17 protein-coding genes, 1 tRNA gene and 1 rRNA gene are annotated in these 23,527 nt (G+C 52.6%); 10 read left to right on the top strand and 9 right to left on the bottom strand.

From position 1 onward, the window contains the following. Nucleotides 1–4: 4 nt before the first annotated feature. The 3 genes from WMO36_RS08360 to nrdD all read right to left on the bottom strand — a co-directional run bounded on the left by WMO36_RS08360 (nucleotide 5) and on the right by nrdD (nucleotide 4,358). Complete coding sequence (locus tag WMO36_RS08360) at nucleotides 5–862, bottom strand: BadF/BadG/BcrA/BcrD ATPase family protein (RefSeq protein ID WP_435374665.1); 858 nt, start codon at nucleotides 860–862, stop codon at nucleotides 5–7. Nucleotides 863–1,110: 248 nt separating this feature from the next. Continuing rightward, complete coding sequence (gene nrdG, locus WMO36_RS05470) at nucleotides 1,111–1,824, bottom strand: anaerobic ribonucleoside-triphosphate reductase activating protein (RefSeq protein ID WP_004220883.1); 714 nt, start codon at nucleotides 1,822–1,824, stop codon at nucleotides 1,111–1,113. Between the two features lie 134 nt (nucleotides 1,825–1,958). Beyond that, nucleotides 1,959–4,358 carry an anaerobic ribonucleoside-triphosphate reductase gene (nrdD, locus tag WMO36_RS05465; protein ID WP_099571425.1) on the bottom strand — a complete coding sequence of 800 codons (2,400 nt, stop codon included), beginning with the start codon at nucleotides 4,356–4,358 and terminating at the stop codon, nucleotides 1,959–1,961. Nucleotides 4,359–4,682: 324 nt separating this feature from the next. Here nrdD and xseA point away from each other — a divergent pair, with 324 nt between their 5' ends. From xseA to WMO36_RS05450, 3 genes are all read left to right on the top strand, one after another. Beyond that, nucleotides 4,683–5,963 carry an exodeoxyribonuclease VII large subunit gene (xseA, locus tag WMO36_RS05460; protein WP_118240328.1) on the top strand — a complete coding sequence of 427 codons (1,281 nt, stop codon included), beginning with the start codon at nucleotides 4,683–4,685 and terminating at the stop codon, nucleotides 5,961–5,963. 2 nt (nucleotides 5,964–5,965) lie between these two features. Beyond that, entirely contained in the window at nucleotides 5,966–6,250 is a 285-nt protein-coding gene (locus tag WMO36_RS05455) for an exodeoxyribonuclease VII small subunit (RefSeq protein ID WP_003834114.1), read from the top strand. Between the two features lie 152 nt (nucleotides 6,251–6,402). Further along, nucleotides 6,403–6,475: transfer RNA gene (locus WMO36_RS05450), tRNA-Arg, on the top strand. 51 nt (nucleotides 6,476–6,526) lie between these two features. On the opposite strand, the gene WMO36_RS05445 is transcribed toward WMO36_RS05450, so the two are convergent. Further along, nucleotides 6,527–7,624 carry an endonuclease/exonuclease/phosphatase family protein gene (locus tag WMO36_RS05445; protein ID WP_349077084.1) on the bottom strand — a complete coding sequence of 366 codons (1,098 nt, stop codon included), beginning with the start codon at nucleotides 7,622–7,624 and terminating at the stop codon, nucleotides 6,527–6,529. A gap of 313 nt (nucleotides 7,625–7,937) precedes the next feature. Between WMO36_RS05445 and WMO36_RS05440 the strand changes: the two genes are divergently transcribed. Then, nucleotides 7,938–8,612: an ABC transporter ATP-binding protein gene (locus tag WMO36_RS05440; protein WP_349077082.1), complete on the top strand. Its 675-nt coding sequence runs from the start codon at nucleotides 7,938–7,940 to the stop codon at nucleotides 8,610–8,612. 68 nt (nucleotides 8,613–8,680) lie between these two features. Further along, nucleotides 8,681–10,981: a hypothetical protein gene (locus WMO36_RS05435; RefSeq protein WP_349077081.1), complete on the top strand. Its 2,301-nt coding sequence runs from the start codon at nucleotides 8,681–8,683 to the stop codon at nucleotides 10,979–10,981. Between the two features lie 97 nt (nucleotides 10,982–11,078). Here the strand turns inward: WMO36_RS05435 and rrf are convergent. The 3 genes from rrf to WMO36_RS05420 all read right to left on the bottom strand — a co-directional run bounded on the left by rrf (nucleotide 11,079) and on the right by WMO36_RS05420 (nucleotide 13,449). Then, nucleotides 11,079–11,195, bottom strand: a 5S ribosomal RNA gene (gene rrf / locus WMO36_RS05430). Between the two features lie 441 nt (nucleotides 11,196–11,636). After that, nucleotides 11,637–12,842, bottom strand: coding sequence for a pyridoxal phosphate-dependent aminotransferase (locus tag WMO36_RS05425; protein WP_349077080.1), 1,206 nt, complete (start codon nucleotides 12,840–12,842; stop codon nucleotides 11,637–11,639). 133 nt (nucleotides 12,843–12,975) lie between these two features. Beyond that, a complete protein-coding gene (locus WMO36_RS05420; RefSeq protein ID WP_349077078.1) occupies nucleotides 12,976–13,449 on the bottom strand; it encodes a very short patch repair endonuclease in 474 nt (157 codons plus the stop codon). A gap of 186 nt (nucleotides 13,450–13,635) precedes the next feature. On the opposite strand from WMO36_RS05420, the gene WMO36_RS05415 reads away from it, so the two are divergent. Then, on the top strand, nucleotides 13,636–14,640 hold the full coding sequence (locus WMO36_RS05415; protein WP_065440022.1) for a Gfo/Idh/MocA family protein: 1,005 nt from the start codon (nucleotides 13,636–13,638) through the stop codon (nucleotides 14,638–14,640). 420 nt (nucleotides 14,641–15,060) lie between these two features. After that, nucleotides 15,061–16,815, top strand: a complete 1,755-nt coding sequence (locus WMO36_RS05410; protein ID WP_349077077.1) for a UvrD-helicase domain-containing protein — start codon at nucleotides 15,061–15,063, stop codon at nucleotides 16,813–16,815. 615 nt (nucleotides 16,816–17,430) lie between these two features. Here the strand turns inward: WMO36_RS05410 and WMO36_RS05405 are convergent. Then, nucleotides 17,431–17,700 carry a Txe/YoeB family addiction module toxin gene (locus tag WMO36_RS05405; RefSeq protein ID WP_065440024.1) on the bottom strand — a complete coding sequence of 90 codons (270 nt, stop codon included), beginning with the start codon at nucleotides 17,698–17,700 and terminating at the stop codon, nucleotides 17,431–17,433. Further along, complete coding sequence (locus WMO36_RS05400; RefSeq protein ID WP_065440025.1) at nucleotides 17,700–17,969, bottom strand: type II toxin-antitoxin system Phd/YefM family antitoxin; 270 nt, start codon at nucleotides 17,967–17,969, stop codon at nucleotides 17,700–17,702. Before WMO36_RS05400 ends, WMO36_RS05405 begins: the two co-directional genes overlap by 1 nt. Before the next feature lie 171 nt (nucleotides 17,970–18,140). On the opposite strand from WMO36_RS05400, the gene WMO36_RS05395 reads away from it, so the two are divergent. From WMO36_RS05395 to WMO36_RS05385, 3 genes are all read left to right on the top strand, one after another. Beyond that, entirely contained in the window at nucleotides 18,141–18,578 is a 438-nt protein-coding gene (locus WMO36_RS05395) for a (deoxy)nucleoside triphosphate pyrophosphohydrolase (RefSeq protein WP_065440026.1), read from the top strand. Between the two features lie 72 nt (nucleotides 18,579–18,650). Next, nucleotides 18,651–21,833 (top strand): DEAD/DEAH box helicase, encoded by a 3,183-nt coding sequence (locus WMO36_RS05390; protein ID WP_349077074.1) that lies wholly within the window; start codon nucleotides 18,651–18,653, stop codon nucleotides 21,831–21,833. A 140-nt stretch (nucleotides 21,834–21,973) separates the two neighbouring features. Beyond that, nucleotides 21,974–23,281, top strand: a complete 1,308-nt coding sequence (locus WMO36_RS05385; protein WP_349077072.1) for a DUF6880 family protein — start codon at nucleotides 21,974–21,976, stop codon at nucleotides 23,279–23,281. Nucleotides 23,282–23,527 lie beyond the last annotated feature (246 nt).

Here is a 23,527-nt window from a genome sequence, read left to right as displayed (position 1 = left end):
ATGCTTAGTCAAGGTCGTCACCATCCTGATCGGCCTGCAATGCGGCACCGTATGCCACATACAGGTGAGCGTCGGTCGGAACAATGAATTCGTCCACTTTGCCGTCGAGCGCCCGCTTGAACGCGGCTCTCAGTTCGGACATGAAGAACAACGGACCACCCAGGAAGATCACGGTTCCGTGAATCGGGCGTCCGGAGGCAAGGCCTGCAATGGTCTGCGTGGCCACTGCGGTGAAGATCGATGCAGCCAGATCCGGCTTGGCCGCACCATCGTTGATAAGCGGCTGCAAATCGGTTTTGGCGAACACGCCGCAACGTGATGCGATCGGATATAGGGTTTCGTATTGCGTGGCCATTTCGTTCAGGCCAGCGGCGTCGGTGTCGAGCAGTGTTGCCATCTGGTCGATGAATGCGCCGGTACCGCCTGCGCAGGAACCGTTCATACGCTGTTCCGGAGTCGGCTTGAGATACGTGATTTTCGCATCCTCGCCACCAAGTTCGATGATCACGTCAGCCTGCGGATATCCCTTGTCGATGGCTTCGGTTTCGGCGATGACTTCCTGAACGAAGGGCACGTCGAGGCTGTCTGCGAGGGCAAGACCGCCTGAACCGGTGATGGCCAGGCGAATCGGCTCGTCGCCTCGGCCAAGCTTTTCCAGCTCCTGGTGGATGTCGGCCAATAGTCCGGCCACGGTGGCGCGCACGTTCGCGTGGTGACGCCGATAATCGGAGAACAGCGCGTCCGCGAGCGCGTCGGACTGATCGAGCACCACCGCCTTCACAGTAGTGGAACCGATATCAAGACCTACACGCAACGGCTTTGTGCCGTGCGTTTCGGTCACGGCTTCTGCTGCTTCAACCATGTCTCAACCTCTATCGTTCTATCCGCCGGGCTGCATTCCATGGCAGGCATGGAAGCCCCTACCCCGGGTTATCCAATCATGTAATCGTAGTCTGTGCCCACGCCTAAGTGCTTTGTAAATGCTCGCAATCAGCATAAAATGCACGACACAGCGCACAAATTAGACAACTAATCCAGTCAACGTGCCTAATTATGTATCTGGACGCTCGACGAATGTCGAGATCGCAAACCCTTCCAAGCATTTCCATGTCAGGATGCGCTGCCTTCCCCTGCAGAACGGTCTTTGCCGTATATTTCGGGAATGAATCGTGTTTGATCATGTAGTTTCGGCCAAATCACCACTTGTCCGCTTTCCAGTGATTTCGGTACGTCGATGATGCGTTGGTTGCTGCTTCCGCGGAATTGCAGCAGGGAATCATGTAATTCTTTGATATAACGGCCATCCACGAGAATGTCGATCAGTTCGAGCAGCTCGCGCTTGTCGGGGCTTTCGCCTTCGCGCATGAGCTCTTCCCACGTGTAGCCGGTCCAGCACCAAATATCTTTGGTATTACCGAACCGTTCGCGTATTTTGCGCGCAAGGGGCAACAGCACGCCCGTGTTGAGCAATGGTTCGCCTCCGAGGAAGGTGATGCCTTGCACATACGATTGGCTTAAGTCATCCATGATTTGCGCTTCGAGCTTGTCGTTGTATTCGTGGCCGGCTTGGAAATCCCAGATTGACGTGTTGTAGCATTCCTCGCAATGGAACGGGCAGCCGGACACGTACAGCGAGCATCGGATGCCTTCTCCATCGGTCATGAGGAACCGTTTGTAGTCGGCGATCATATTGCGGCTCATGCGGTTGGTCCATTGCCCTGCTTTGGGATTGTTGGAACGAGTTGTGGGGATGAAAGGTCCGCGATTGGTTTCGTCCGCCGCAAAGTCACGACGTTGAATTGCTGGATTCGCGCTGCTGATCATACGTTGCCCCTTCACGTTTTGCCGTTACGTCGCGTTTTTGCGATTGCTGCTTGCCTCATGATTGTCACAGAATGAAAGAGGGTGGAAACCCACCCTCTTTCATATTTCGTTTATGTTTGCTACCGACGCGGCCCTTACTTGGCTTCCTCGAACCATTCACGTTCGGAACCGTCACTCAAGGTGACATGACCGGTTTCGCCGCTCATATGCTTGACGCGGTGCGCGATCTCCTCGTGACGTCCATGCACCATCGGGCGCTGCACCGGGTTGCCCAAGTAGCCGCAGGTGCGCTTGGTCACGTTGCAGTGGTCCGGGTCGGAGTTGCCGCACTCCGGGCACTTGAAACCTTCCTCAGTGGGCTCGAAGTCGCCTTGGAATCCGCAATCGTAGCAGCGGTCGATCGGCGTGTTCGTGCCCAGGTAGCCGATGCCGATGTTGTAGGCGTAATCCCACACCGCTTCGAGTGCCTTGGGGTTGGACTGCAGGCACGGGAACTCGCAGTAGTTGATGAAGCCGCCGGACGCGTAGTACGGGAAGTCCTTCTCGTAGTTGAGCTTTTCCATTGGGGTCGGCTGCAGCCAGACCGGGTAGTGGAAGGAGTTGGTGTAGAAGTCGTGGTCGGTCACGCCTTCCACTTCGCCGAACTTCTCGTGGTCCATACGGTTGAAGCGGTCGGTGAGGGATTCGGCCGGCGTGGAGTACACGGAATAGTGGTAGCCTTCCGCGTCGCTCCATTCCTTGCACAGCTCGTTCATGCGCTTGACGATGGACAGTGCGAATTCCTTGCCTTGCGGATCCCAGCCGTGATCGCGCATCCAGTTCTTGCCGTAGAACACGCTGGTCGCCTCATACAGGCCAATGTAGCCCAGGGAAACGGTGGCACGTTCGTTGCGGAACAGCTGGTCGACGCTGTCGTTGGCGCCGAGTCGACCGAAAGCTCCGAAACGGAACAGGGTCGGCGCATTGACCGGCGCGGCCTGCTTGCAACGCATGATACGGAATTGCAATGCCTGATGAGCCACGGCCATACGCTCGTCGAAGATCTTCCAGAAGCGATCCTTGTCGCCGTGGGATTCCAGTGCGATGCGCGGAACGTTCACGGTGACGACGCCAAGGTTCATGCGTCCGTCTTCCACGTCCTTGCCGGTCGCCGGATCAATCCAACCCTGCAAGAAGGAACGGCAGCCCATCGGGGCTTTGAAGGAGCCGGTGATCTTCACGATGTTCTCGTAGAAGATCACGTCCGGATACATGCGCTTGGTGGCGCATTCGAGGGCGAGCTGCTTCAAATCGTAGTTCGGATCGCCCGGATCGGCGTTCACACCATGCTTGATGGTGAACACGAGCTTCGGGAAAATGGCGGTGTGATGTTCGGAACCGAGGCCGCGGATACGGTTCAGGAAGATGGCACGCTGAATTTCGCGGGCGAACCAGTCGGTACCCAAACCGAAGCCAACGGTCACGAACGGGGTCTGGCCGTTCGACACACGATTGGAGTTGATCTGGTATTCCATGGTCTGCATGGCGTCGTAGATGGCCTTGCGGGTCTGGATCTTCGCCCACACCTCACGCAACTGCTGCAAACGGCTGGCATCCTTGTTGAACGGCTCGTCCATCGGCAGGGCCGGACGGTCCTTTTCGAAATGCAGACGCTTCGGTTCGACATCCTTGGCCAAGCGCACCTGACGTTCGGCGATTTCGATCGGCAGGTCGTCAGGCATGATCTCATGGGCCTGCTCAAGGAACTTGTCGTAATCCTTGCGCGCGTATTCGACGAAGTGCTCGTCGGCACGGTTGGCGGTCTGGCCACCATATTGGCTGGAAGCCACGTCCTTCATGATCTGGGTAATCTGCGTGGCAGCGATGGAAATGCTGTTCGGCGATCCCATCGGCGCGTTGCCCAGAGTGAAACCGTTGGCGAGCATATCCCAGTAGTTCGGCAGAGAGCAGTTGGATTGTGCGGTGAACGGCGAGTAGTCGGCGTCGTGGAAGTGGATGTCACCCTTCATATGGGCGTTGGAAACCGCGTCCGGCAGCATGGAGAAGGCGGACGCCTTGGACACCGCACCCGCCAGCAGATCGCGCTGGGTGGAGTAGACGTTGGAATCCTTGTTGGCGTTCTCACGCACCAGAGCCTCGTCACGGTTCACCAGACGCTTGACGGCTTCGTTGATGTCGGTGGCCTTGGCACGTTCGATGTCTTTGTTCAGACGGTAGTTGGTGTACGTGCGCGCCACATCGTACAGGTGGTCTTCGATCAGGCCGTGTTCAACGAGATTCTGGATGTCTTCGATCTTGGCGGGACCGTTGTAACGATCCTTGATTTCAGCTTCGACCTGATTGGCGATATCACGGATCAGCTGTTCCTCCTGCGGCCCGATCTTCTTATCAAGGTCGGCGAAGGCTGACTTCACCGCGCTGATGATGTTGATCGGATCGAAGTCGACCACACGACCGTCGCGCTTCTCGACGAGCACCTTACCGGTTCCCGTTTTAACGGTTGCGGAGACGGCATTCAGAGCCTGCGTTTCCATTCATCATCCTTTCCGGGTCGAATCCCATCCGACCAGGTTTTCATGCTTTGTTTCGCATGCCATACGTTTTCTACGTCCATAGACTCTACGCCATAGCCAGCACTAAATGTAGTAGAGGCGCGCCGGCAGTAAAACTATATATTCCATTTTTGGCTTGATTCCGCCATTCCTTAACTTGTGTGACAAAGGTAACGATTTCACCTCGGAGTGTCGCCCGAGTGTCGATTTGACGCACCCGCCGAAGAGGGACTATACAAGGCGGGGTACCCTCACGCGATTCGAACATGTGTTTCATTTGTCCGCAAGATGATGGAATCTTGAACCATGACTTGGAACCAGGATTACACACCCCCGGCGGCGCAGCCGAACAGCAAACCGCTGCCGCGACTGGCCGGCGAAACCACTGCTGACAACCCCTGGCCGGTAAGTCTGCTCAGCGAGAAATTCCATATGGCCGTTGAACGGTGGCCATCGGTTTGGGTAGCCGGGCAGATCACACAGATCAACACCAGACGCCAAGGCAGCGCCTACATCACGTTGCGCGACGATTATCAAGACATTGCGTTGGAGGTCAACGGCTTCGGACAGTTCGCCGCAGCGGCCACGCCTTTTGTACAGGGTGATCGCGTCATCATCCATGGCAAACCGAATCTGTGGATGAAACGCACGTCACTGTCTTTACGTGGCGACGCCATTATCGCAGCCGGCGCGGGTGGCAGTCTGAAGGCCATGATCGACGAATTACGCAAGAAGCTTAAAGGCGAAGGATTGTTCGATGCCGACCGCAAGCAGCCTCTGCCGGAGTTTCCGCATTGCATCGGTCTGATTTGCGCTCCGCAGGCCCGCGCGGAAGGCGATGTCATCACCAACGTGAGATTGCGTTGGCCTGTCGTCGACTTCAAAGTAACGCATGTGCACGTGCAGGGTGAGCAGTGCCCTTCCGATGTGACCAAAGCGATCGCACAGATGGACGCCGATCCCGACGTCGATGTAATCATTGTGGCCCGTGGCGGCGGTGCTTTTGAGGATCTGATCGGATTTTCCGACGAAGACGTGGTACGTGCCGCGGCAGCCGCTCATACGCCTCTGATTTCCGCGATCGGCCATGAAGATGATTGGACATTGCTTGATTTGGTCGCCGACTTGCGAGCATCCACTCCAACGGATGCGGCAAAGAAAGTCGTGCCAGACGTTCGTGAGCAGATGCAACTCATCAATGTGAACATCGAGCGCATGCGCATGCGCATCGACGCCACCGTCAACAATGAAACAAGACTGATTGAAGGCTATGCGAACCGTCCAAGTCTCACACAGCCACTCACCATGCTGGAACCGCATCAGCGTCTTATCGACGATGCAAGGACCCGCATGAGAATCGGCTTGACACGCATTCTCGACGACGCAAGTCTCACCATCGAAAAAACGCACGCCTCACTGACCGCGCTCAGCCCGCAATCCACCCTCAACCGAGGCTATGCCGTGGTGCAGGGAGCGGACGGTCACGTAATCGACGATGCGAATGCCGTAAACACCGGCGATCAGCTCACCATGACATTGAAGCACGGCGTGATCGTGTCCGAAGTCACCACCGTAACGAAGGAGTAGCAATGACCAACGAAACCACCCCCGCATCCAGCCTGACCGACAAGGAACGCGAAGCCATCGCACAAATGCCTTATGAAGAGGCTCGAGATCAACTCATTCAGGCAGTGCAGGCGCTTGAAGCCGGCGGACTCAACCTTGACCAGTCCATGCGCCAGTGGGAGCTTGGAGAAGCCCTCGCCAAGCGCGCCCAAAGTTTGCTCGGTGAAGTGCGCGCCAAGCTTGACGCAGCACAGGCGGAACAAGCCACTGCGGCCAATACTGCTGGAACGCAAGACAATCTGGCCTGAGCATCTCAAAAATACCGCCAATATATCGTTTTCCATGACTGTGCGCCACACGTTTTACAAGGCATTATGTGGCGTACAGCCATGCGTAAATTTCGGATTTCTTCATTTCGGCACCACACTCGTCCGGAATGTGTGTAGAATGAAGATTCGTTGCCTCAGTAGCTCAGTGGATAGAGCACTTCTCTCCTAAAGAAGGTGTCGTAGGTTCGATTCCTATCTGGGGCACTTTGTTTTATGCAGATACGCAGCCGATACGTAGTCGCGCCGGCACTCTTCTCACACGTTGAATTGCACGGTTGCCAGCAACGCCTTGTGATCACTTCCGTCGATTTTCAACGATTTGACCTGACCTGCCAACATGCCGGAATCCAATACGATATGGTCAATGCCCGCGAACGTCGGCACATAATCGATATTCGCAGGCCACGTGAACACCAATCCCCCAGCCGCCTGTTTGGCCGCGTCCGTAAATCGCGTTCCCAAGAAATTACGGAACGGCGTATGATCGTCGGTCGCATTGAAATCGCCCATGAACACGTACCTACGAGACGTATCGTACCGGAGTCGACCAAGCTCATCCAACGAACGCTTCCACTGCTGCCAATACCCATCGGTCGGAGACGTGGTGTGCACTGAAACAAAACGAATCTGCGTCTGACCATCATTGAACGCAACCGTCGCACCCGGCATGAACGACGCGCTCGAATCAACATCATCATCAGCTGGATCAACAAGCGGACTTGCCGACCACAAACCATTGCCATACATGCCGTCTGAACTCGCAACCTGCGCATACGGCAGCAAATCGCCAATACCAGCCCTGTTCAACTCGTCCACGAAAGCATCGGTCGTTTCCTGTAGCGCCAACACTTCCACACGCTCGCTACGCACCACATCGACAATTTCCTGCGCGTCGGCACGACCCTTAAACACATTGCATGTCATCAAACGAGCATAATCATCCTGCGTATTGGCGGACGCTCCCGAAACCGCTGCAATCGCGGCACGCGGAAGCTTCGTCTCATTGTAGAAAAACGGATACTGCCACCATACTTGCAACGCGATCGCCGCAATCGCCAGCAATACCGACATTGTTCGCTTCGAAACAATGCCGCAAATCAGCGCAATCACCGCAAGAATCGCAAACCAAGGCACCAACGAAACGATAATGGGAACATACGGCCACGCCTGAATCTCAGCAGGCAGTATGTGCGAAACAGTGCCCAACAAAGCCGCAATCGACAGAATGCCAGCCAGAAAACCGCATATAAGATTGCGCGCACGATGCGACTTAGTTTTCTTCAACGCGCGAATAGGCTTAACAGCCTTCGCCTTCGCCGTACGCGGTTTCGTAGGCGTACCAGACCGTGCCATACATCCTCCAACATGAGCATTGCGTTCCATCAGTCAATACATCAATCATCAAATCAGCCATCAAAACCGAGTTCATGACGAACGCCATCGGCAATAGTGCGGCTTCATAGTACCCCAACTTCCACATTCGCTGGCAAATAGTCGCAATCGTCTCCATAAATTTAACGAAAAACAATCGAAACACAAAAATCACCATCTTGCCCCAACCATTAAATACTATTACGCTAGGCACATAAGAAATCGTAACTAATGGGGGTACGACGCCTTACGCAAGAGCAATGGATGCTCATGTATACCGAGAGGGGGCTATTCCATGCTGGAACTTGACCACGTGGGGTTTTCGTATGGAAAACGTCTGATTTTAGACAATGCGAGCGCATTATTCAAAGAAGGTTCGACAACGGCAATAATGGGACCTTCCGGCTCAGGAAAGACCACTTTGCTGCGTTTGATGGACGGTTCTTTACAACCAGACACTGGCTCCGTCACCATTGATGGCACAAATGTCAATTCCATTGATCGAAAAAAACTTCTCGGATCTTTATGCATGCGCATATTTCAGGATTACAGGCTCATTCCATATCTTGACGTGCGAGAAAACATCATGTTGGCGTTTGAAGCGACGCATAAGAACCTCGGACAAACCAAGATTAAGGAAACTTCCCGCACTGAAAACAACACAATCGATAACTTGCTTGAAGAAGTGCATTTAGCAGGCTATACAAACCATTTGGCTGACCAATTGTCAGGAGGAGAGCAGCAACGTGTGGCCATCGCACGCGCGATCGCCATGAAACCACGTGTGATTCTCGCGGATGAACCCACCGGCGCGCTTGATGAGGAAAATACGCAGGCAATTGCAACATTGCTTTCAGATATTGCCCACAAAGAGCGATCCATTGTCATAATCGCAACGCATGACACTACGGTCGCGCAGCACAGTGACCGCATTGTTCGCATTCAGGATCACAAGTTGGTGGAGCAATGAATGGCATGCCTTACCACAGCACTGGAATCACGAGGCACGTTACCTCTGGATATTTGAGATTCCATCCGATGCTCACCATCTCACTCTTTGTGGTGGCATTATTGTCGGCGATGCTACCCGTGGTGGCCTTGAACAGCTTGAATCTATACGTACAGGCCGCCAAAGAAGGCGCAGCAGGTCAATCCGGAGGGTACACGTACCAAATTTCAGGAGGCAGCAACGATGTAGCCGAAGAACTCAGGCAACAAGTCCAAAACGGTAAGGCCATCGGCGTCAAATCCACACAAGGATCAGTAGGCCTCACCTCCGCCAGCGGCTCTTCACGAAACACCATCGCAGACATAACTTTCCTAACAGGCCCCTCACGATATGGCACGCTCATCGAAGGGCATCAGCCGTCGCAAAAAAACGAAATCTCCCTGTCTCGGGCCGCAGCCGAACAAATTGACGCCCAGCTGGGAGATATAGTCACCGTGCAATGTGACGATTCCGCATTATCAAGCGACTATAAGCTCATTGGCATCACCGTCGATGCTGCGAACACCAACACCGTGTACGCAACAGCAGTGTCTTCCAAAGACAATCTCCAAAACATACAAATGTGGCTCACCGACGATGACGCTACTGTAAATCAGGGAGAAGTCGCAAAAGAGAGCGTAACCAAAAATGTCAATATCGGATACATCAAATCGACAATACGAAATGCCGAAGAAACGGTTCGTACTCGCGATCTACCAGGATGCCAATGGTACGGAATAGTTCTGTTCCTTTGCTTGCTGTGCGTACATATCGCAGTAATGACGGCATTCTTCCGAGCAGGTCAGTGTTCCGGAGATGCTGTGGTAGAAGCTCTGGTAGCTTGCGGATTTCCCCTCACCACCAGCAGATGGACAGTGTTTCGAGGATTGCTTATTTGCACAATACCCGGAGCCGCAATTGGCATCGCGGCCGGATATGCGGTATTCGGTCTTAGTTACAGGACCATAGGCAACATATTCGCCCAATATTGGGAATGGCAACCATCAGCAACTTCCCTGCTGTCCATCTTTTTTGTCGCAGCGATTTTGCTGTGCTCGCTATGCTTGACATGGTTGGTTTTGTTCTTCCGCATGTCCTTTAAGCATGACATCACAACCAGAAACGCATTATGGTACATCATTCTTTCCTCGGCCGTTCTGATGTTTTCTTGTGTGGCGATAGAACGTTATCATGCAGCCGCATGGCCGTTTGGCGGATCAGTGGGCTCGGTCATGGGGGCTTGTGCTCTGGGACCGCTGCTCCTTTCACTGCCTTGGCTTTTCCGCACGCCAGCACAATGCAATGCGATAGAACGTACACGAAGTTTGTCTGCCCCAGTATGCGCATTGGCACTCTTATTGTTAGGTGCCAGCTCATTGTTCAGCGGGCAAATGATGATAGCGACAGGCAATCCGGATAATGGGCTGTTCATCGCCGATTATTTGACTCAGGATGACTTGAACTATCTTGTCGGCAAATATCCCGAAACTCTAGACAAAGCCATCGTGCTTACGGCACCGGATGAATCCCGGCATCTGGTCCGTGCCGCGACTTCCCATGCTTACGATTGCGTCATTCAACATGGTTCCGACGATGCGGATTGCTACTCAGATTCCGATAATGAAACCACTGTCATGCTTGTTGATAGCAACTCATCTTTAGCCGGTAAAACCAACGACGTTCATATTGCCGAAGGCGGCAACACTGGCATCATTCTCATCGATCCCGCAACCCAAAAAATAACTCAGGCAGCACAAGTTCCCACCGAGGGCACCGACTCGCTGCTCAATGATTACACCATGCCCGGCGTGGTTCTTGGAATCGACTCACCGCAGGCAAAGACGCTTGGACTTGCACCGAGCAACCGGCATACTCTCGTTATTACTGATTTCCCGTCAATCGCTTCCGGCGTTCGCGATTCGATTCGATCCGACATCATTAACCGTTGTGGGTATGCATTCATTACCGAACACGACACCACCTCTTACCGCTCCTACATGGCACGCGCCATTGCCATACCAGCTTTGGCCACAATTATCAGCGGCCTGACATTCGCCGCATTGGCCATATCAACACGTCAAACGCAGTCAACATTACGCTGGATGCTTCAAGAATTCGGTGCATCACGATTCCAGCTCATGCGTTTGTTCAGACCTTTAGGAATAACCATGTCGTTGGGATCAACCATAGCCGTATTCTTGGGGTGGCTGGGCTCGCATCCTTGGATTGTTGCGCCCGCGAACGAATTCGGCACCACAGGCTGGTGGTGGCTCATACCGCTACCCATCATTTTTGTTGAAACGGCATTGTTCTGTTGGTGGTTTTCGCTGCCTGAGCGCCGCCATCAGTGATCGCCGGATTCGCCTTCGCACATAATTGGACTTGTGCGAATCGCATAATGAAAAATCCCGAGGAGCGACGCTCAACTCGGGATTCAAAAAAGTTTAAGTGCGGCGACTTGCTACTCTCCCACACCCTCTCGAGTGCAGTACCATCGCCGTGCTAGGCCTTAGCTTCCGGGTTCGGAATGGGACCGGGCGTCTCACCTAGGCTCTGATCACCGCAAGATGAAATAATACGCACACATGCCTCAATCACCAAATCACGGCGTGTCGCAACACGTTTGGCCACACCATCACACCATGCTTTTGGCGCTTATCTCAGGTTCAGAACGAGTTCCGGGAGCCACGCCGACGATGAGCATGTGTACAGTTATTCGAACCAATATCAAGCACGCCGAGTCGCATGGCATGCGAATGCAAACCGACCATGATTCAACAGCATAGTTACTGAAGCGTTTAACATGTTGCGCGACATACCATTGACAACCTTTGCATTTTTCTTATCTCAAGTCAGGAAGAAAGGGGTGCTTACCCCTCTTATAGGGCGGAAACAACGATTGCAATCAACAGAAAAAACATATACAAAAAACGGTTCCACACGATGTTTCCATCGCACGGAACCGTCTTCACCGCAAAACAACAGTCTCAACAAGTCATGCAGGAATCAGCCACGAAGCTTGCTAACAAAATCGCCAAGCCGCTTCAAACCTTCACGCAATGCCTCGCGCGAGGCCGCATACGACAGTCGCACATGCGTGTCCGCGGTCGCCTCGCCGAAATCACGACCAGGCGTCAACGCAACATGCGCTTCCTTCAACGCACGCTCACAGAACGTCCACGCGTCAAGACCAGTGCTGGAAATATTGAAATACGCATAGAACGCGCCATTCGGCTCAACCTCCAGCGGCAGACCGATCTCAGCCAATCCGTCGACCACAATGCGACGACGATCCAGCAACTCCTGACGACGTTCCTCGCACACGGCCAACGTTTCCGGAGTGAAGCACGCGAGCGCCGCATGCTGGGTGGGAGTATGCGCGCATAGGAAGAAGTTGGTGGCGAGGTCGTCCATGGCTTCGAGCGCGTATTCAGGCACGACCATCCAACCGAGGCGCCAGCCGGTCATGCCGAAGAACTTGGAGAAGCTGGAGCATACGATGGCGTCCGGATCGCAGGCGAGCACGGATTTCACGTCGGAGCCGTCCGGTTCGCGGTCGGCTAGGTCAAGGTAGGTTTCGTCGACGATGCGCCATGCGCCGCGTTCTTTCGCCAGATCGCACACGGATTTCAGGGTGTCGAAGGCGATGGTGGTACCGGTCGGGTTCGACGGCGAGGTGATCATCACCGCTTTGGTGCGATCCGACCAGTATTCGCGGCATAGTTCCGGTGTGAGATGGAATCGGGTGTCCGCGTTCGTTGGCACGTCCACGACTTTGCCTCCGAATGCGCGGACCAGTTCGCGATTGCATGGGTACGACGGGTCGGCGATCAGCACTTCGTCACCCTCGTTCACCGTCAATGCGGCGGCAAGCAGCAGTGCCGTGGAACCTCCGGCCGTGATTGCAATACGTTTCGGATCGACGCTCACATGGTGGCGTTCCTTGTAGAAATCGGAAATCGCCTGACGTAATTCCGGCAAGCCCATTGCAGCGGTATAGGGCAATGGACGGCCATCATACTGTTCGCGCATCGCATCACGCACTGCAGGTGGAGCGCCGAAATCCGGCTCCCCCAAGCTCAACTTGACCACATCGGCGCCTGCGGCGATCATCTCGTCGGCCATCGCGCCAAACACCATGGCACGGAACGGATTAGCAATCTGGGCGCGGTGCGACATCTGCGGCAGCGCGCTGTTCTCAGCATTTCCCATAGTTCGTTTGTATTCTTCAGACGCGACAAATCGCAAGTACCGTCCCACCGCCGTTGCGTATCGTTTCGAAAACAGAAAATCACATGTCATGTGTAAAGCTGGAACCACGAGCATCATGCGCCAGCGGCAAGAATCACGCTTCGACGATGTCGCAGTACAGTCTCTCCAACCGTTCCTCACGCACTTTTTTGGCGAGCTCGCATTCCCACACCACGATCACTTTCCAGCCCATCGCTTCAAGTTCGGCATGCTGTCTGACATCTCGTTCGTGGTTGCGCAGCAGTTTCGCACTCCAGAATTCCACATTCGATTTCGGTACGCGTGTGGCTTTCGGGCAGTTTTCATGCATATGCCAGAAACAGCCGTTAATGAACACCATCGTACGGTATTTCGGCAACACCACGTCGGGATGCCCCGGATACCGCTTGTCGTTTTTGCGGAATCGCAGGCCTTTCGAAAAAAGAAAACTGCGTACTATCATTTCGATGGAGGTGTCTTTGCCTCGGATATGCGACATGATATAGCTTCTCGTGCCACGCTCGTATTTCTCTTTTTTTGCGGATTTCCGAGGTTTTCCGGTCTTCTTAACGTGTTCCTGCGCTACCACAGCACACCATTATGGCAAGATCCGGCAAAATACGGCAAATCAGAAAAGCATCCGGACAAAACGCAATGCAAGTGCGATACGGATCAACGCGCGTTGCGATCACGCATGGCGTACGCTGGAACTTGCAACGCAGCAATATAAATGAATCAACACTATTCAGGCAGCTTACGAAAGATGGGAGTTGATATGGCTCGTATTCATGTCGCGATTCTCGGCGCAGGCCGGATCGCGCAACATATGGCTGACACGCTGGTGAAAATGGCCGAAGACGTTCGTTATGCGGATTTGGTGGAACCGTATGCTGTCGCCGCACGAAATGCGGTGCGTGCGGCCGATTTCGCCGCGAAATACGGTTTTCCAGTTTCATACGGTTCATATGAGGAACTTGTGGCCGATCCGAACGTGGACTTGGTGTACATCGCTACGCCGCACAATCTGCATGCGGAACAGGCGATATTGTGCATGAAAGCCGGCAAGGGTGTGCTGGTGGAGAAAGCATTCGGCGCGAATGCGGCACAGACCCGTGAGATGTTAGCCGTTGCAAAAGAAACCGGCATGCTATGCGCGGAAGCGATTTGGACGCGATACATGCCGTCCCGCGCCATTATCGATAAGATTCTCGCCTCCGGTGCGATTGGTGAAATACAGGCGATCGATGCGAACCTGTGTTACCCCACCACCGCGAAGGCGCGAATCACTGATCCCGCGCTTGCCGGTGGCGCATTGTTGGATGTTGGCGTATATCCGATCAATTTCATCGACATGATCATGCATAATGCGCCGATCGCTCGCATTGAATCGTCGATGCGAGCGTACGAAACCGGCGTGGATGCGCATAATTCCATGACGTTCTATTACGAGAACGGTGTGATGGCGACCGCGCAAAGTTCGATTCTGTGCCATAGCGACCGCACGGGATCCGTGTGGGGAACCGATGGTTATATGGTGTGCCAGAACATTAATAATGTTGAGGCGATTGACGTGTATGACGGCAATCATACGGTTGTTGCACATTACGATGTTCCCGCCCAGCTCACCGGCTACGAATACGAGGTGGCGGCCGCCGCACAGGCCGTAATCGACGGTCGCACCGAATGCGAGGAAATGCCCCACGCAGACACCCTGCGCATCATGGAACTCATGGACTCCCTGCGCCGCGACTGGAACCTCACCTATCCCTTCGAACGTTAAGCTCCAATATTAGTTTCAGCGTCGGCGAATTGCGATTCCGTTCACACAGCCGACGCTGAAGCATTCATTGGCAGCACATATAATTTCTCCTTGCACTGGTTGAGGAGGAACATTATGGGATTGCTGAGCAAGTTCATGAACGCGCTTATTGGAGAACCGCCCGTCTCCAAAACGGCGACTCAGCCCGGGCCCAAGCTTGCGCGGCAAAACGTTCCCAATCCCACGCAACAGCAGACGACGCAACGCAAGTCCACTGTACAATCACGTCAAACGCAACAGCTTACGCAACCATCCCAATCATCACAGTTGGCGCGATCGTCATACCGCGCGCAAACACAAACCACAGCTCGCAATACTTCTGTCACAACGAATCGTTCGCGAGCGCAATCTCATGCCAATTCACAACCGGCTCAGAAGCTTATGCCGCAACCAATGCTCCCTGCCGAGCAGATCGAACGGGCGCGAAATATCATCGGCAAAATCGAAAAGCATGAGTTAAGCGACGAGCAGATCAGCGCCATCGCCGGAGCTGGTCACAATACGCTAGTGCTCGCAGGTGCGGGAACCGGCAAAACCACTACCATCGTCGGCTATATCGCATGGCTGCTGAACACAGGAACCGCCACTCCCGAAGAGATTCTGGTGCTATCGTTCACCAAAGCTTCCGCCGACGAAATGTCGAGCCGCATCACGCAAAGCACCGGCAAAGTCATTCGCGCATGCACATTCCATAGTCTCGGACTGGAAATCTGCCGTTCCTCCACCATTGCCAATCGTCCAATTATTGACGGGCACACGTCAAACAATGTGGTGCGTAACGCATTTGAATACCTGCTTGAACACAATGTTTCCTATCGTCTTCTGGCATTTAAACTTATGTCGCAACAGTTGCTTGATAAATATTCCACAGCTGCACGACTTGAGAATTTCCAGCTTCCAACAGACGATTATGCATTCAATCAATATCGTCAGAATCTTATCGATACCACACAAACTATTATTCAGCACATGCGATCAAACAATATTGACATTGCCGGAATGCAAACCCTTAACGAACGTTATGGCGGTAAAAACATCGGTCGCAATCGTGAGATGCTGCAGCTCATAGAACCGCTTTATCACGCCTATGTGCAGAATTTCGCAACCAATAATGGTATTGATTTTCCGGGAATGATCGTTGATGCCATCAGTTGCGTCAATAATGGCTCGTACCGTCATCCATATAAATATGTGCTGATTGACGAATATCAGGACATGTCACGACCGCGTTATGAGCTAATCCGCGCGCTTCGCTTGCAACATGATTTCTCATTGTTCTGCGTTGGCGACGATTGGCAGTCGATTTATCGTTTCGCAGGCAGCGACATTCATCTCATTCTCGATTTCGACCGAATTTGGCGCGACTGGGGTCCGACCCGCATGTTCCAAATCACCACCACACGGCGCTTCCGACAGAGTCTCATCGACGCAAGCGGAACATTCGTGATGCGCGACACCAATCTGTATGTCAAACACTTGCATAATCCCAGCGATAAGAAGGATTATTCGCTGAAAGCACTTGGCGGGCATACTGCGGAAGAACGATTCAATGTGATTGTCGAACAGTTGCGTAAACTACCGAAAACCGCGTCCGTATTGCTGCTTGGCCGGTATCGCAGTGACATCAATCTCATGATTCGTTGCGATAAAGACGGTCTGTTCTCCATTGACCAGAGCATTGGGAATATTCGTTTTCTTGAAAAACCGGATATGGATATTCGTTTCATGACCGCTCATGCTTCCAAAGGATTGCAACGCGATTTCGTATTTCTGCTGTGCTGTTCCGGTGGATTGAAAGGTTTTCCAAGCACGATTCCCGAAGAGCCGCTGCTTGGTCTGCTACTGCCGGAAGTGGAGAGATGCCCACATGCGGAGGAACGGCGACTGTTTTACGTGGCGATGACCCGATGCAAGAAGAAACTGTTCTTCATCGTGGATCAGACCCGCCCGTCGCGATTCATGTATGAATTGCATAGCAAGATCTGCCCGAACATTTTCCGAGGAGTCAAACTTCCTCCACAATGCCCGAATTGCGGCGAAGCCCTAAGTTTGCGGCACAATCGCAACGATCCGAACCGCTCATTCTACGGATGCACCGGCTTCCCGAACTGCCGCTACACCCAACAAGCAAAATAAGCGTGACATACGTGATGTGAAAGTTTTTGCTTCCAAAGATCATCTCCAGCTCTTCGCCAATGTCTGCATGCCCTATACTGTGCGCGTAACGCACGTTGCTTCATTGGTTGAGGTTAAGGAAAGGTAATGATCAGGTTTGCCGATTTCGAGGATCTGCCCGAGTCCTGAAGGTTCTATTCCGGCAACACCGGTCGAAAGGCCGTAGTCCGCTGGAGGGACGCTGACTGGATCCTGAAATTCCCTGGCCCGACGGGAAAGCTCTAAAGCTCCGCACCCTCTTACGCCACGGCCCCCATATCGGAGTTCTTGGGATCGCAAATATACGGACTGAAGTACATCCCCTCCGGACAGGACAGCGATTGCATCGCAGCCTCACTCCACTTCATGGACCGGTTCAGCTTGGAAGCTTGTTGTGATTTCGTGGATTCCACCCGGACCAGGCTCTTGGGATCCTGGTTCTTCCGGAAGGATTCCGCGAATATCACAAAGCAGTGCTCTCCTATCGGCACGAGCATGCATTCATGCCCGTCTGGAAGGAGCTCTACTGATTTCTTGAGCCCCGCTTTGCGTGATGAACCTCCCGACCTCACGATTCACCCATTTTGTGAGGTCGGATCATGACCATTCTTTACTGTAGTGGCTTTTGGCGGAGAGAATGGTGATGCCATCATCGTCGATTGTGTAGACGAGCCTGTTCGCCGAGTCGATTCTACGTGACCATGCTCCTTGAAGAGCCCATTTAAGAGGTTCGGGTTTGCCGATGCCCTCAGCAGGCGATCGCATGGCATCTTTTATCAGCAAGTTGATTCGCTTGAAAGTTTTGGGATCCTGCCTCTGCCAGTACAGATAGTCATCCCATGCGTCTTCCGTCCACGAGAGAATCACTATTCCCCCTCTTGCTCGATCAGGTCATGACGAATAGTCTGCCTTGACTTAACTTGAGCCAATCCCCTTTGTACCTTGTCCATAAGGTAAGGATTCTCATAGATATGCAGCGTCTCCATAAGGGAGTCGTAGTCACTAGCACTCATTACGACGATATTGTCTTTCGGGTCTGAATTCGTAACGAGGATCGCGTCGGCATCCTCGTTTGCCTTCCTCATGTAGGACTTAAGTTCCTTGCGAAAATTACTGTATGCGATTGCTGTAACCATTACCCATAACCTCCTATGATTGTACAAGATATTGTACCACTTTATTTGTTACCGAAAAATTCACAACACCAAGAAACTTCGCCACCTTTTATGTTGTTTCAATCTTTTGGGCCTGGCGCGATCGCCCCCCGTTGTATCCTGGATCTGATTTTTGACAAGGGAGGTAACCCAATGCCACGTAAGATCATCAATGTTGTAGGTGCGGCCATCATCAAAGATGGCATGGTATTGTGCGCACGCCGTGGCGAAGGCAAGACGCTGGCTGGATATTGGGAATTTCCCGGCGGCAAAATCGAACTTCACGAAAGCGCACGTCAGGCGTTGCACCGCGAAATCGAAGAGGAATTGCTGTGCGAAGTCGAAATCGGCAGCGAGGTGTGCACCGCTTCATATGATTACGACTTCGGCACTGTTGTACTCACAACGTTCATCTGCCACTTACTTAACGGCGCTCCCCGACTGACCGAGCATCAGGAAATCCGCTGGCTGAATCCCCAAGATATGCCGACTCTGGATTGGGCTCCCGCCGACCGCGATGCCGTTCAACGCATTTCCATCATGGACTTGAGAAAACCCGATTTTTCTTCAACCAAACCGACCATCTCGTGAAAGCACCGAATTTCACAACGCATTGCGATACGAAAAACACGTGACTTGCATGAAAACAAGGAAGTGATTTACATGGCCGATTCCTCTCTGGTCGAAGCCGTCATATCGGGTTTTGTTGAGAAAAAAGAGAACGCGAATTCCGAATATGAGCCGACGTTGATCGTCAATCATGATGGACGAACCATGGAAAAGGCTCTCAAGGAGGAGCTGGAACGCAGTCAGGATTTTGACATGTCGGTCGCGTTCGTCAGCCAGGGTGCGGTACAGACATTAAAACAGCATTTTCTTGATTTTGCAGATAACAACAATCATGAGTCAGGTCGCATTATTACATCGACATTCAACTATTTTAATTCTCCGAAAGCATTCAAAGAACTGCTGAAATTACAGCAGGATACCGGCATTCAAGTGCAGATCTGGCAGCCGGGACAGCAGGAAGCAATCACGGAAGCCTCAGAAACCATAGAAGGAACAGACATACAAGCAAGTAGTGCAACGGCGGATTATCCTTACCATCCGAAAGGCTATGTATTCCGCCATTCCGCAGGCAATGAGCCGCTGTATGCCACGTATATCGGCAGCTCGAATCTCACCATTAACGCGTTGAATTCCAATCGCGAGTGGAACTTGAAAGTCGCCACCGCAGACAATAGCGGTCTCGCGGAGCAGCTCGCAGCGGAAATCGATTTGCAAATCAGCGAATCCAAGCCGCTCACCGACGCTTGGCTTGCATTATACGAGGAAGATTTCAAGAAATACGCACCGCCTCGTCAGCCGAATCGCAGGCAGAACAACGATTCCGACGCAGCCATCACCCCGAATGCCATGCAGGTCGAAGCGTTGATGAATCTTGTGCAACTGCGCAAACAGGGCGAAAGCCGTGCGATTATTATTTCGGCAACGGGCACCGGCAAAACGTATCTGTCCGCATTCGACGTGCGCCAATATAAGCCGAATCGCATGCTGTACATCGCCCAGCAGGAACAAATTCTCAAAAAAGCGCGGGAATCATATCAGAAAGTGCTTCGTTGCACCGATGCTGAGCTTGGATTATTTTCCGGAACAAGTAAAGAGCATGATCGTAAATATGTGTTTGCCACTGTGCAAACCATGTCTCGTCCGGAAATTCTTGCACAATTCAGCAAAAACGATTTCGATTATATTTTGATCGACGAAGTTCACCATACCGCCGCGGATTCATATAAGAGAATTATTGATTATTTCACTCCTGATTTCATGCTTGGTATGACGGCAACGCCGGAACGTACTGACGGTGCGAATATTTTTGAATTATTTGGCAATAACGTTGCGTATGAGATTCGCTTGCAGAAGGCGCTTGAAGAGGATATGCTCTGCCCGTTCCACTATTACGGGGTTGGCGAATATATCAAGGAAGCGCCGGACGGCAAGTTTATGGGGCAGCAGGTTTCCGCTAATTCCATGACAGACAAGGATCGCACTGAGTTTTCCCGTTGGCTCGAACAGCTCACCGACCCTAATCGCGTGCGCTATATCATCGACAAAATCCAGATTTACAGCGAAGCCGGAACCGATGTGCGCGGTTTGGTGTTCTGTTCTCGCCGTGATGAGGCGAAACGTCTGTCCGCCATGTTCAACGAGCAGGTGAATCAGCAGGCGGAACGACCGTATCGCACGAAAGCCATTACCGGCGAAAACTCGCAAGCTGAACGTGACGAAGCTGTCAAACAGCTGGAAAATGGCGAACTTGACTATATCTTCACCGTTGATTTATTCAATGAAGGTGTGGACATTCCTCATATCAACCAAATTGTTATGCTTCGTCAAACGCAGTCGAGCATTATTTTCACACAGCAGCTCGGCCGAGGTTTACGTAAGGCAAGCGGTAAAGATTCGGTTGTAGTGATTGATTTTATTGGCAATTACGCCAATAATTATTTGATTCCGATCGCATTGTATGGCAATACTGGCGATCGTGATGTGGCCCGTAAGAATCTTCAACGCGAGTCCATCGGCATTTCTTCGATCAGTTTCGATAAAATCGCCCGCGAGCGCGTGCTCGCTTCACTCGATACCGCTGATTTGTCGGATATGAAGCTGCTGAGCAAGCAGTATCAGCAGATGCGCTATGAGTTGGGTCGTATTCCGATGCTGATGGATTTCGCGCATCGCGATGCGTCTTTAGTGTTCACGTTGGCTTCGAAGAATAACGATTATCTGTCGTTCGTGGTCTCTCGTGAGAAGAGTCTGTCGCGCGGCAAGCATGCGTCGGCTTCGTATGTGGAGCAGCTTGAACCGGTGTCAAACGCGCAGTCTGGTGTGCTGAAAATGTTGACTGCGACTCAGTTGCGTGGTTTGCGCCCGCATGAGTCGCTGATTCTTGCGGTGTTGTGCGATTTGGATTGGCGTCGCATCAATCCGGATTGCTCCGACGATGATGCGTCACTGTTTGAACGTTTTTCCACACAGCACAGCTTGAGTTTGTTTGATTTGCAAACATTATTGTCTACGCTGTTTCCGTATGTCGATAATAATATTCAGCAGTGCGGTTCTGCTTTTTCCACGTTGAATTATTCGTATTTCACAAGTGCGAATCGCACTCGTTTCGGCAATACTTCTTTGGTTTGTATGTGCGACAATGAATCGTATGCATTGACCCAGGAATGCGAGTCAATGCTGCATCACGCAACATTCCGAACGTTCTTTACAGATACCATCGAAGCCAGCTTGTTCAATGCGCTTGCACTGTCAAGGGAAGCTCGCAAGCGTCGCATCATGCCGGATCATGGGTTCATATATGGCGAGAAATATAGTCTTGCCGATGTCATGCGATTGTGCGCGTGGAAGGATGAGCAGATTCCGCAGAATGTGGGCGGATATAAGCTTGACACCGACACGAATTCTTTGCCGATCTTCATTAAATATGAGGCAAGCCAGTATGGCGATCGTTTCTTGAATCCTGGAGAAATTGAATGGTTCAGCAAAAACAATCGTTCTTTGCAATCTCCGGAATTCAAATGGCTGCTTGATGGAACCGAGCATACGTCGGAATGGAAGAATCGTCATTTTGTTCCCATTTTTATTCGACGTAAGGCCGAGGAAAAGGAGAAATCCTACTATTATGTCGGTTCCGCAGTGGCCGTCAACGATGCGCACGAATCAGTGAATATTGCGGATGATGGCACCCAATCGAAAATTGTGATCTCCACACTGAAACTCATAAAACCGGTTGATCCCGAACTCTACCGTCACCTCACCGGCAATGCCGCGTTCTAAGCTGTATCACTTCGACACGTGCAAAAAGAGCATTCGCAACAACGGCAGCATGATATAGGCTGAATAAGGATATGTCTTGTTCCGCGAAGCGTCATCGCCAACACGGCACATGCAATCCACGTTTTGAGGAAAGGCATGCAATGAGCAACGAACACGGTAGGATCAATCGTCTGCAGGAAGTCGAAGATCTCACCGAGTACATCAACAATGGCTGGCTGCATTCCGGCGAATTCGACGGTCCCACGTTCCTATGGAACCATATGATCCGTGAAGCTAGTCAGGAAGACGCCGAAAACCGCAATAATGTGCCCGTAGCACAGCTTTCCGACGCGGACATGGTAATCAGTATGCCCATGCAGTGGTATTTCGATTCCATCGCCGCCATGGTGCCCACAGCCGAACGCACCGATACCGGTGTGGAAATTCCAAGAATTGACATGCCAACGTTCCATCTTGATTCGCAGGCGCTTTCCGGCGTGGACGCGGTGGTCGGCAATGCCATCGTAAGCACACGCTGGCTGGATGCTGTCGGCAATCTCGCCAAGGCCGTGGAAATGACGGCTCGTTTCGTTGGCAATGTGGCCGACCGTGATAATGAGGGTTTCGACTATTTGAAGGATCTGATTCAGACCGTGCGCGTGTACATGGATGCGGTGGCATGCAATGCAGATCCCATGACCGGCGAGCAGGCGCTGAATATCATCACGCAAGTGGCTTGCAATGAGGATTTTCGACTCAACGCCATGCAAATGGTTGAACTACTCTCGTGCGGATTATCGTTCGCTCAGTGGGATGATACGCGCATGTTCGCTTACGACGCGTTGAATAAGGGCATTGCCACGATGAGTGATTTCGCCTCGTCTGCTTTGACGTTGTCAAACTCGGCCGATGATTCTGACAGCCGCGACATGCAAACTGATTCGCAGTCTGTTGCGCAAATGAAAAACGATTCGAGTTTGTTTGAAGATGCGGATGCTTTGTCTGCCGAAGATTTGAATAATCTTGCGATGCTTGATCCTGCTTTGCTTTCGGAAAAGGAGATTGCGCAGGCCGCGCAGAATCAGTTCGATCATGCCGTGCAGTTTTTGCGGCATGACTTGCTGCGAATTAGTGGTGATGTTGATGAGGCTGATCGTTTCCTGCGTGACAACCATACTTCCGAACCGCTCGCCGATGCGTATGCGGCACGTCTGATTGCTGCCGAGCGTTGGCAGGATCTGCTCAATTTTGTCGATCTGGTATTGCGAGACAAACCTAATCAGGTCACGATGATGTTCCCCGAAGAGGTAGTGCCCTACGAGTGGGAGACGATTCGAGAGGCCGCTTTGGAAGCACTAGGACGCCGCGACGAATTGATAGCGATGTATCAGGGACGTTTAGATGACACATATGACCCCAACACCGCACTCAATCATCTGAAATTGCATGCTTGGTTGGATAAGCAGTAGTCCGGATTCTTCCAGCGGGTGGTGGAAAACGCCCGCCAGCTAGCCTCCCCGCGTCCCGTTCCGTCCACCCGGTGGAGGAATCCTCCCGCCGGGAAGGCCCGTAACCCCACGGATACGAAAAGATCCCCGGGAGCCAAGCTCCACCGGGGATCCTCATATTCCTAAATTCAATGCGGCGGCGCGCTACTCTCCCACACCCTCTCGAGTGCAGTACCATCGCCGCAGCCAGGCCTTAGCTTCCGGGTT

Source organism: Bifidobacterium hominis (assembly GCF_040095915.1).
Taxonomy (GTDB): domain Bacteria; phylum Actinomycetota; class Actinomycetes; order Actinomycetales; family Bifidobacteriaceae; genus Bifidobacterium; species Bifidobacterium hominis.
Note: the sequence above shows the minus strand (reverse complement) of the source record. Positions and strands in the feature narration are given on the sequence as shown.

Bases quoted from the DNA above. Each gene is read 5' to 3' on its own strand.
- WMO36_RS08360 (WP_435374665.1), bottom strand. From the start codon at position 862: ATGGTTGAAGCAGCAGAAGCCGTGACCGAAACGCACGGCACAAAGCCG.
- WMO36_RS05455 (WP_003834114.1), top strand. From the start codon at position 5,966: ATGACCAACGAAACCACCCCCGCATCCAGCCTGACCGACAAGGAACGC.
- WMO36_RS05425 (WP_349077080.1), bottom strand. From the start codon at position 12,842: ATGGGAAATGCTGAGAACAGCGCGCTGCCGCAGATGTCGCACCGCGCC.
- WMO36_RS05400 (WP_065440025.1), bottom strand. From the start codon at position 17,969: ATGGTTACAGCAATCGCATACAGTAATTTTCGCAAGGAACTTAAGTCC.
- WMO36_RS05410 (WP_349077077.1), top strand. From the start codon at position 15,061: ATGCCGCAACCAATGCTCCCTGCCGAGCAGATCGAACGGGCGCGAAAT.
- xseA (WP_118240328.1), top strand. From the start codon at position 4,683: ATGACTTGGAACCAGGATTACACACCCCCGGCGGCGCAGCCGAACAGC.
- nrdD (WP_099571425.1), bottom strand. From the start codon at position 4,358: ATGGAAACGCAGGCTCTGAATGCCGTCTCCGCAACCGTTAAAACGGGA.
- WMO36_RS05395 (WP_065440026.1), top strand. From the start codon at position 18,141: ATGCCACGTAAGATCATCAATGTTGTAGGTGCGGCCATCATCAAAGAT.
- WMO36_RS05435 (WP_349077081.1), top strand. From the start codon at position 8,681: ATGCTCACCATCTCACTCTTTGTGGTGGCATTATTGTCGGCGATGCTA.
- WMO36_RS05415 (WP_065440022.1), top strand. From the start codon at position 13,636: ATGGCTCGTATTCATGTCGCGATTCTCGGCGCAGGCCGGATCGCGCAA.
- WMO36_RS05445 (WP_349077084.1), bottom strand. From the start codon at position 7,624: ATGGCACGGTCTGGTACGCCTACGAAACCGCGTACGGCGAAGGCGAAG.
- nrdG (WP_004220883.1), bottom strand. From the start codon at position 1,824: ATGATCAGCAGCGCGAATCCAGCAATTCAACGTCGTGACTTTGCGGCG.
- WMO36_RS05440 (WP_349077082.1), top strand. From the start codon at position 7,938: ATGCTGGAACTTGACCACGTGGGGTTTTCGTATGGAAAACGTCTGATT.
- WMO36_RS05385 (WP_349077072.1), top strand. From the start codon at position 21,974: ATGAGCAACGAACACGGTAGGATCAATCGTCTGCAGGAAGTCGAAGAT.
- WMO36_RS05390 (WP_349077074.1), top strand. From the start codon at position 18,651: ATGGCCGATTCCTCTCTGGTCGAAGCCGTCATATCGGGTTTTGTTGAG.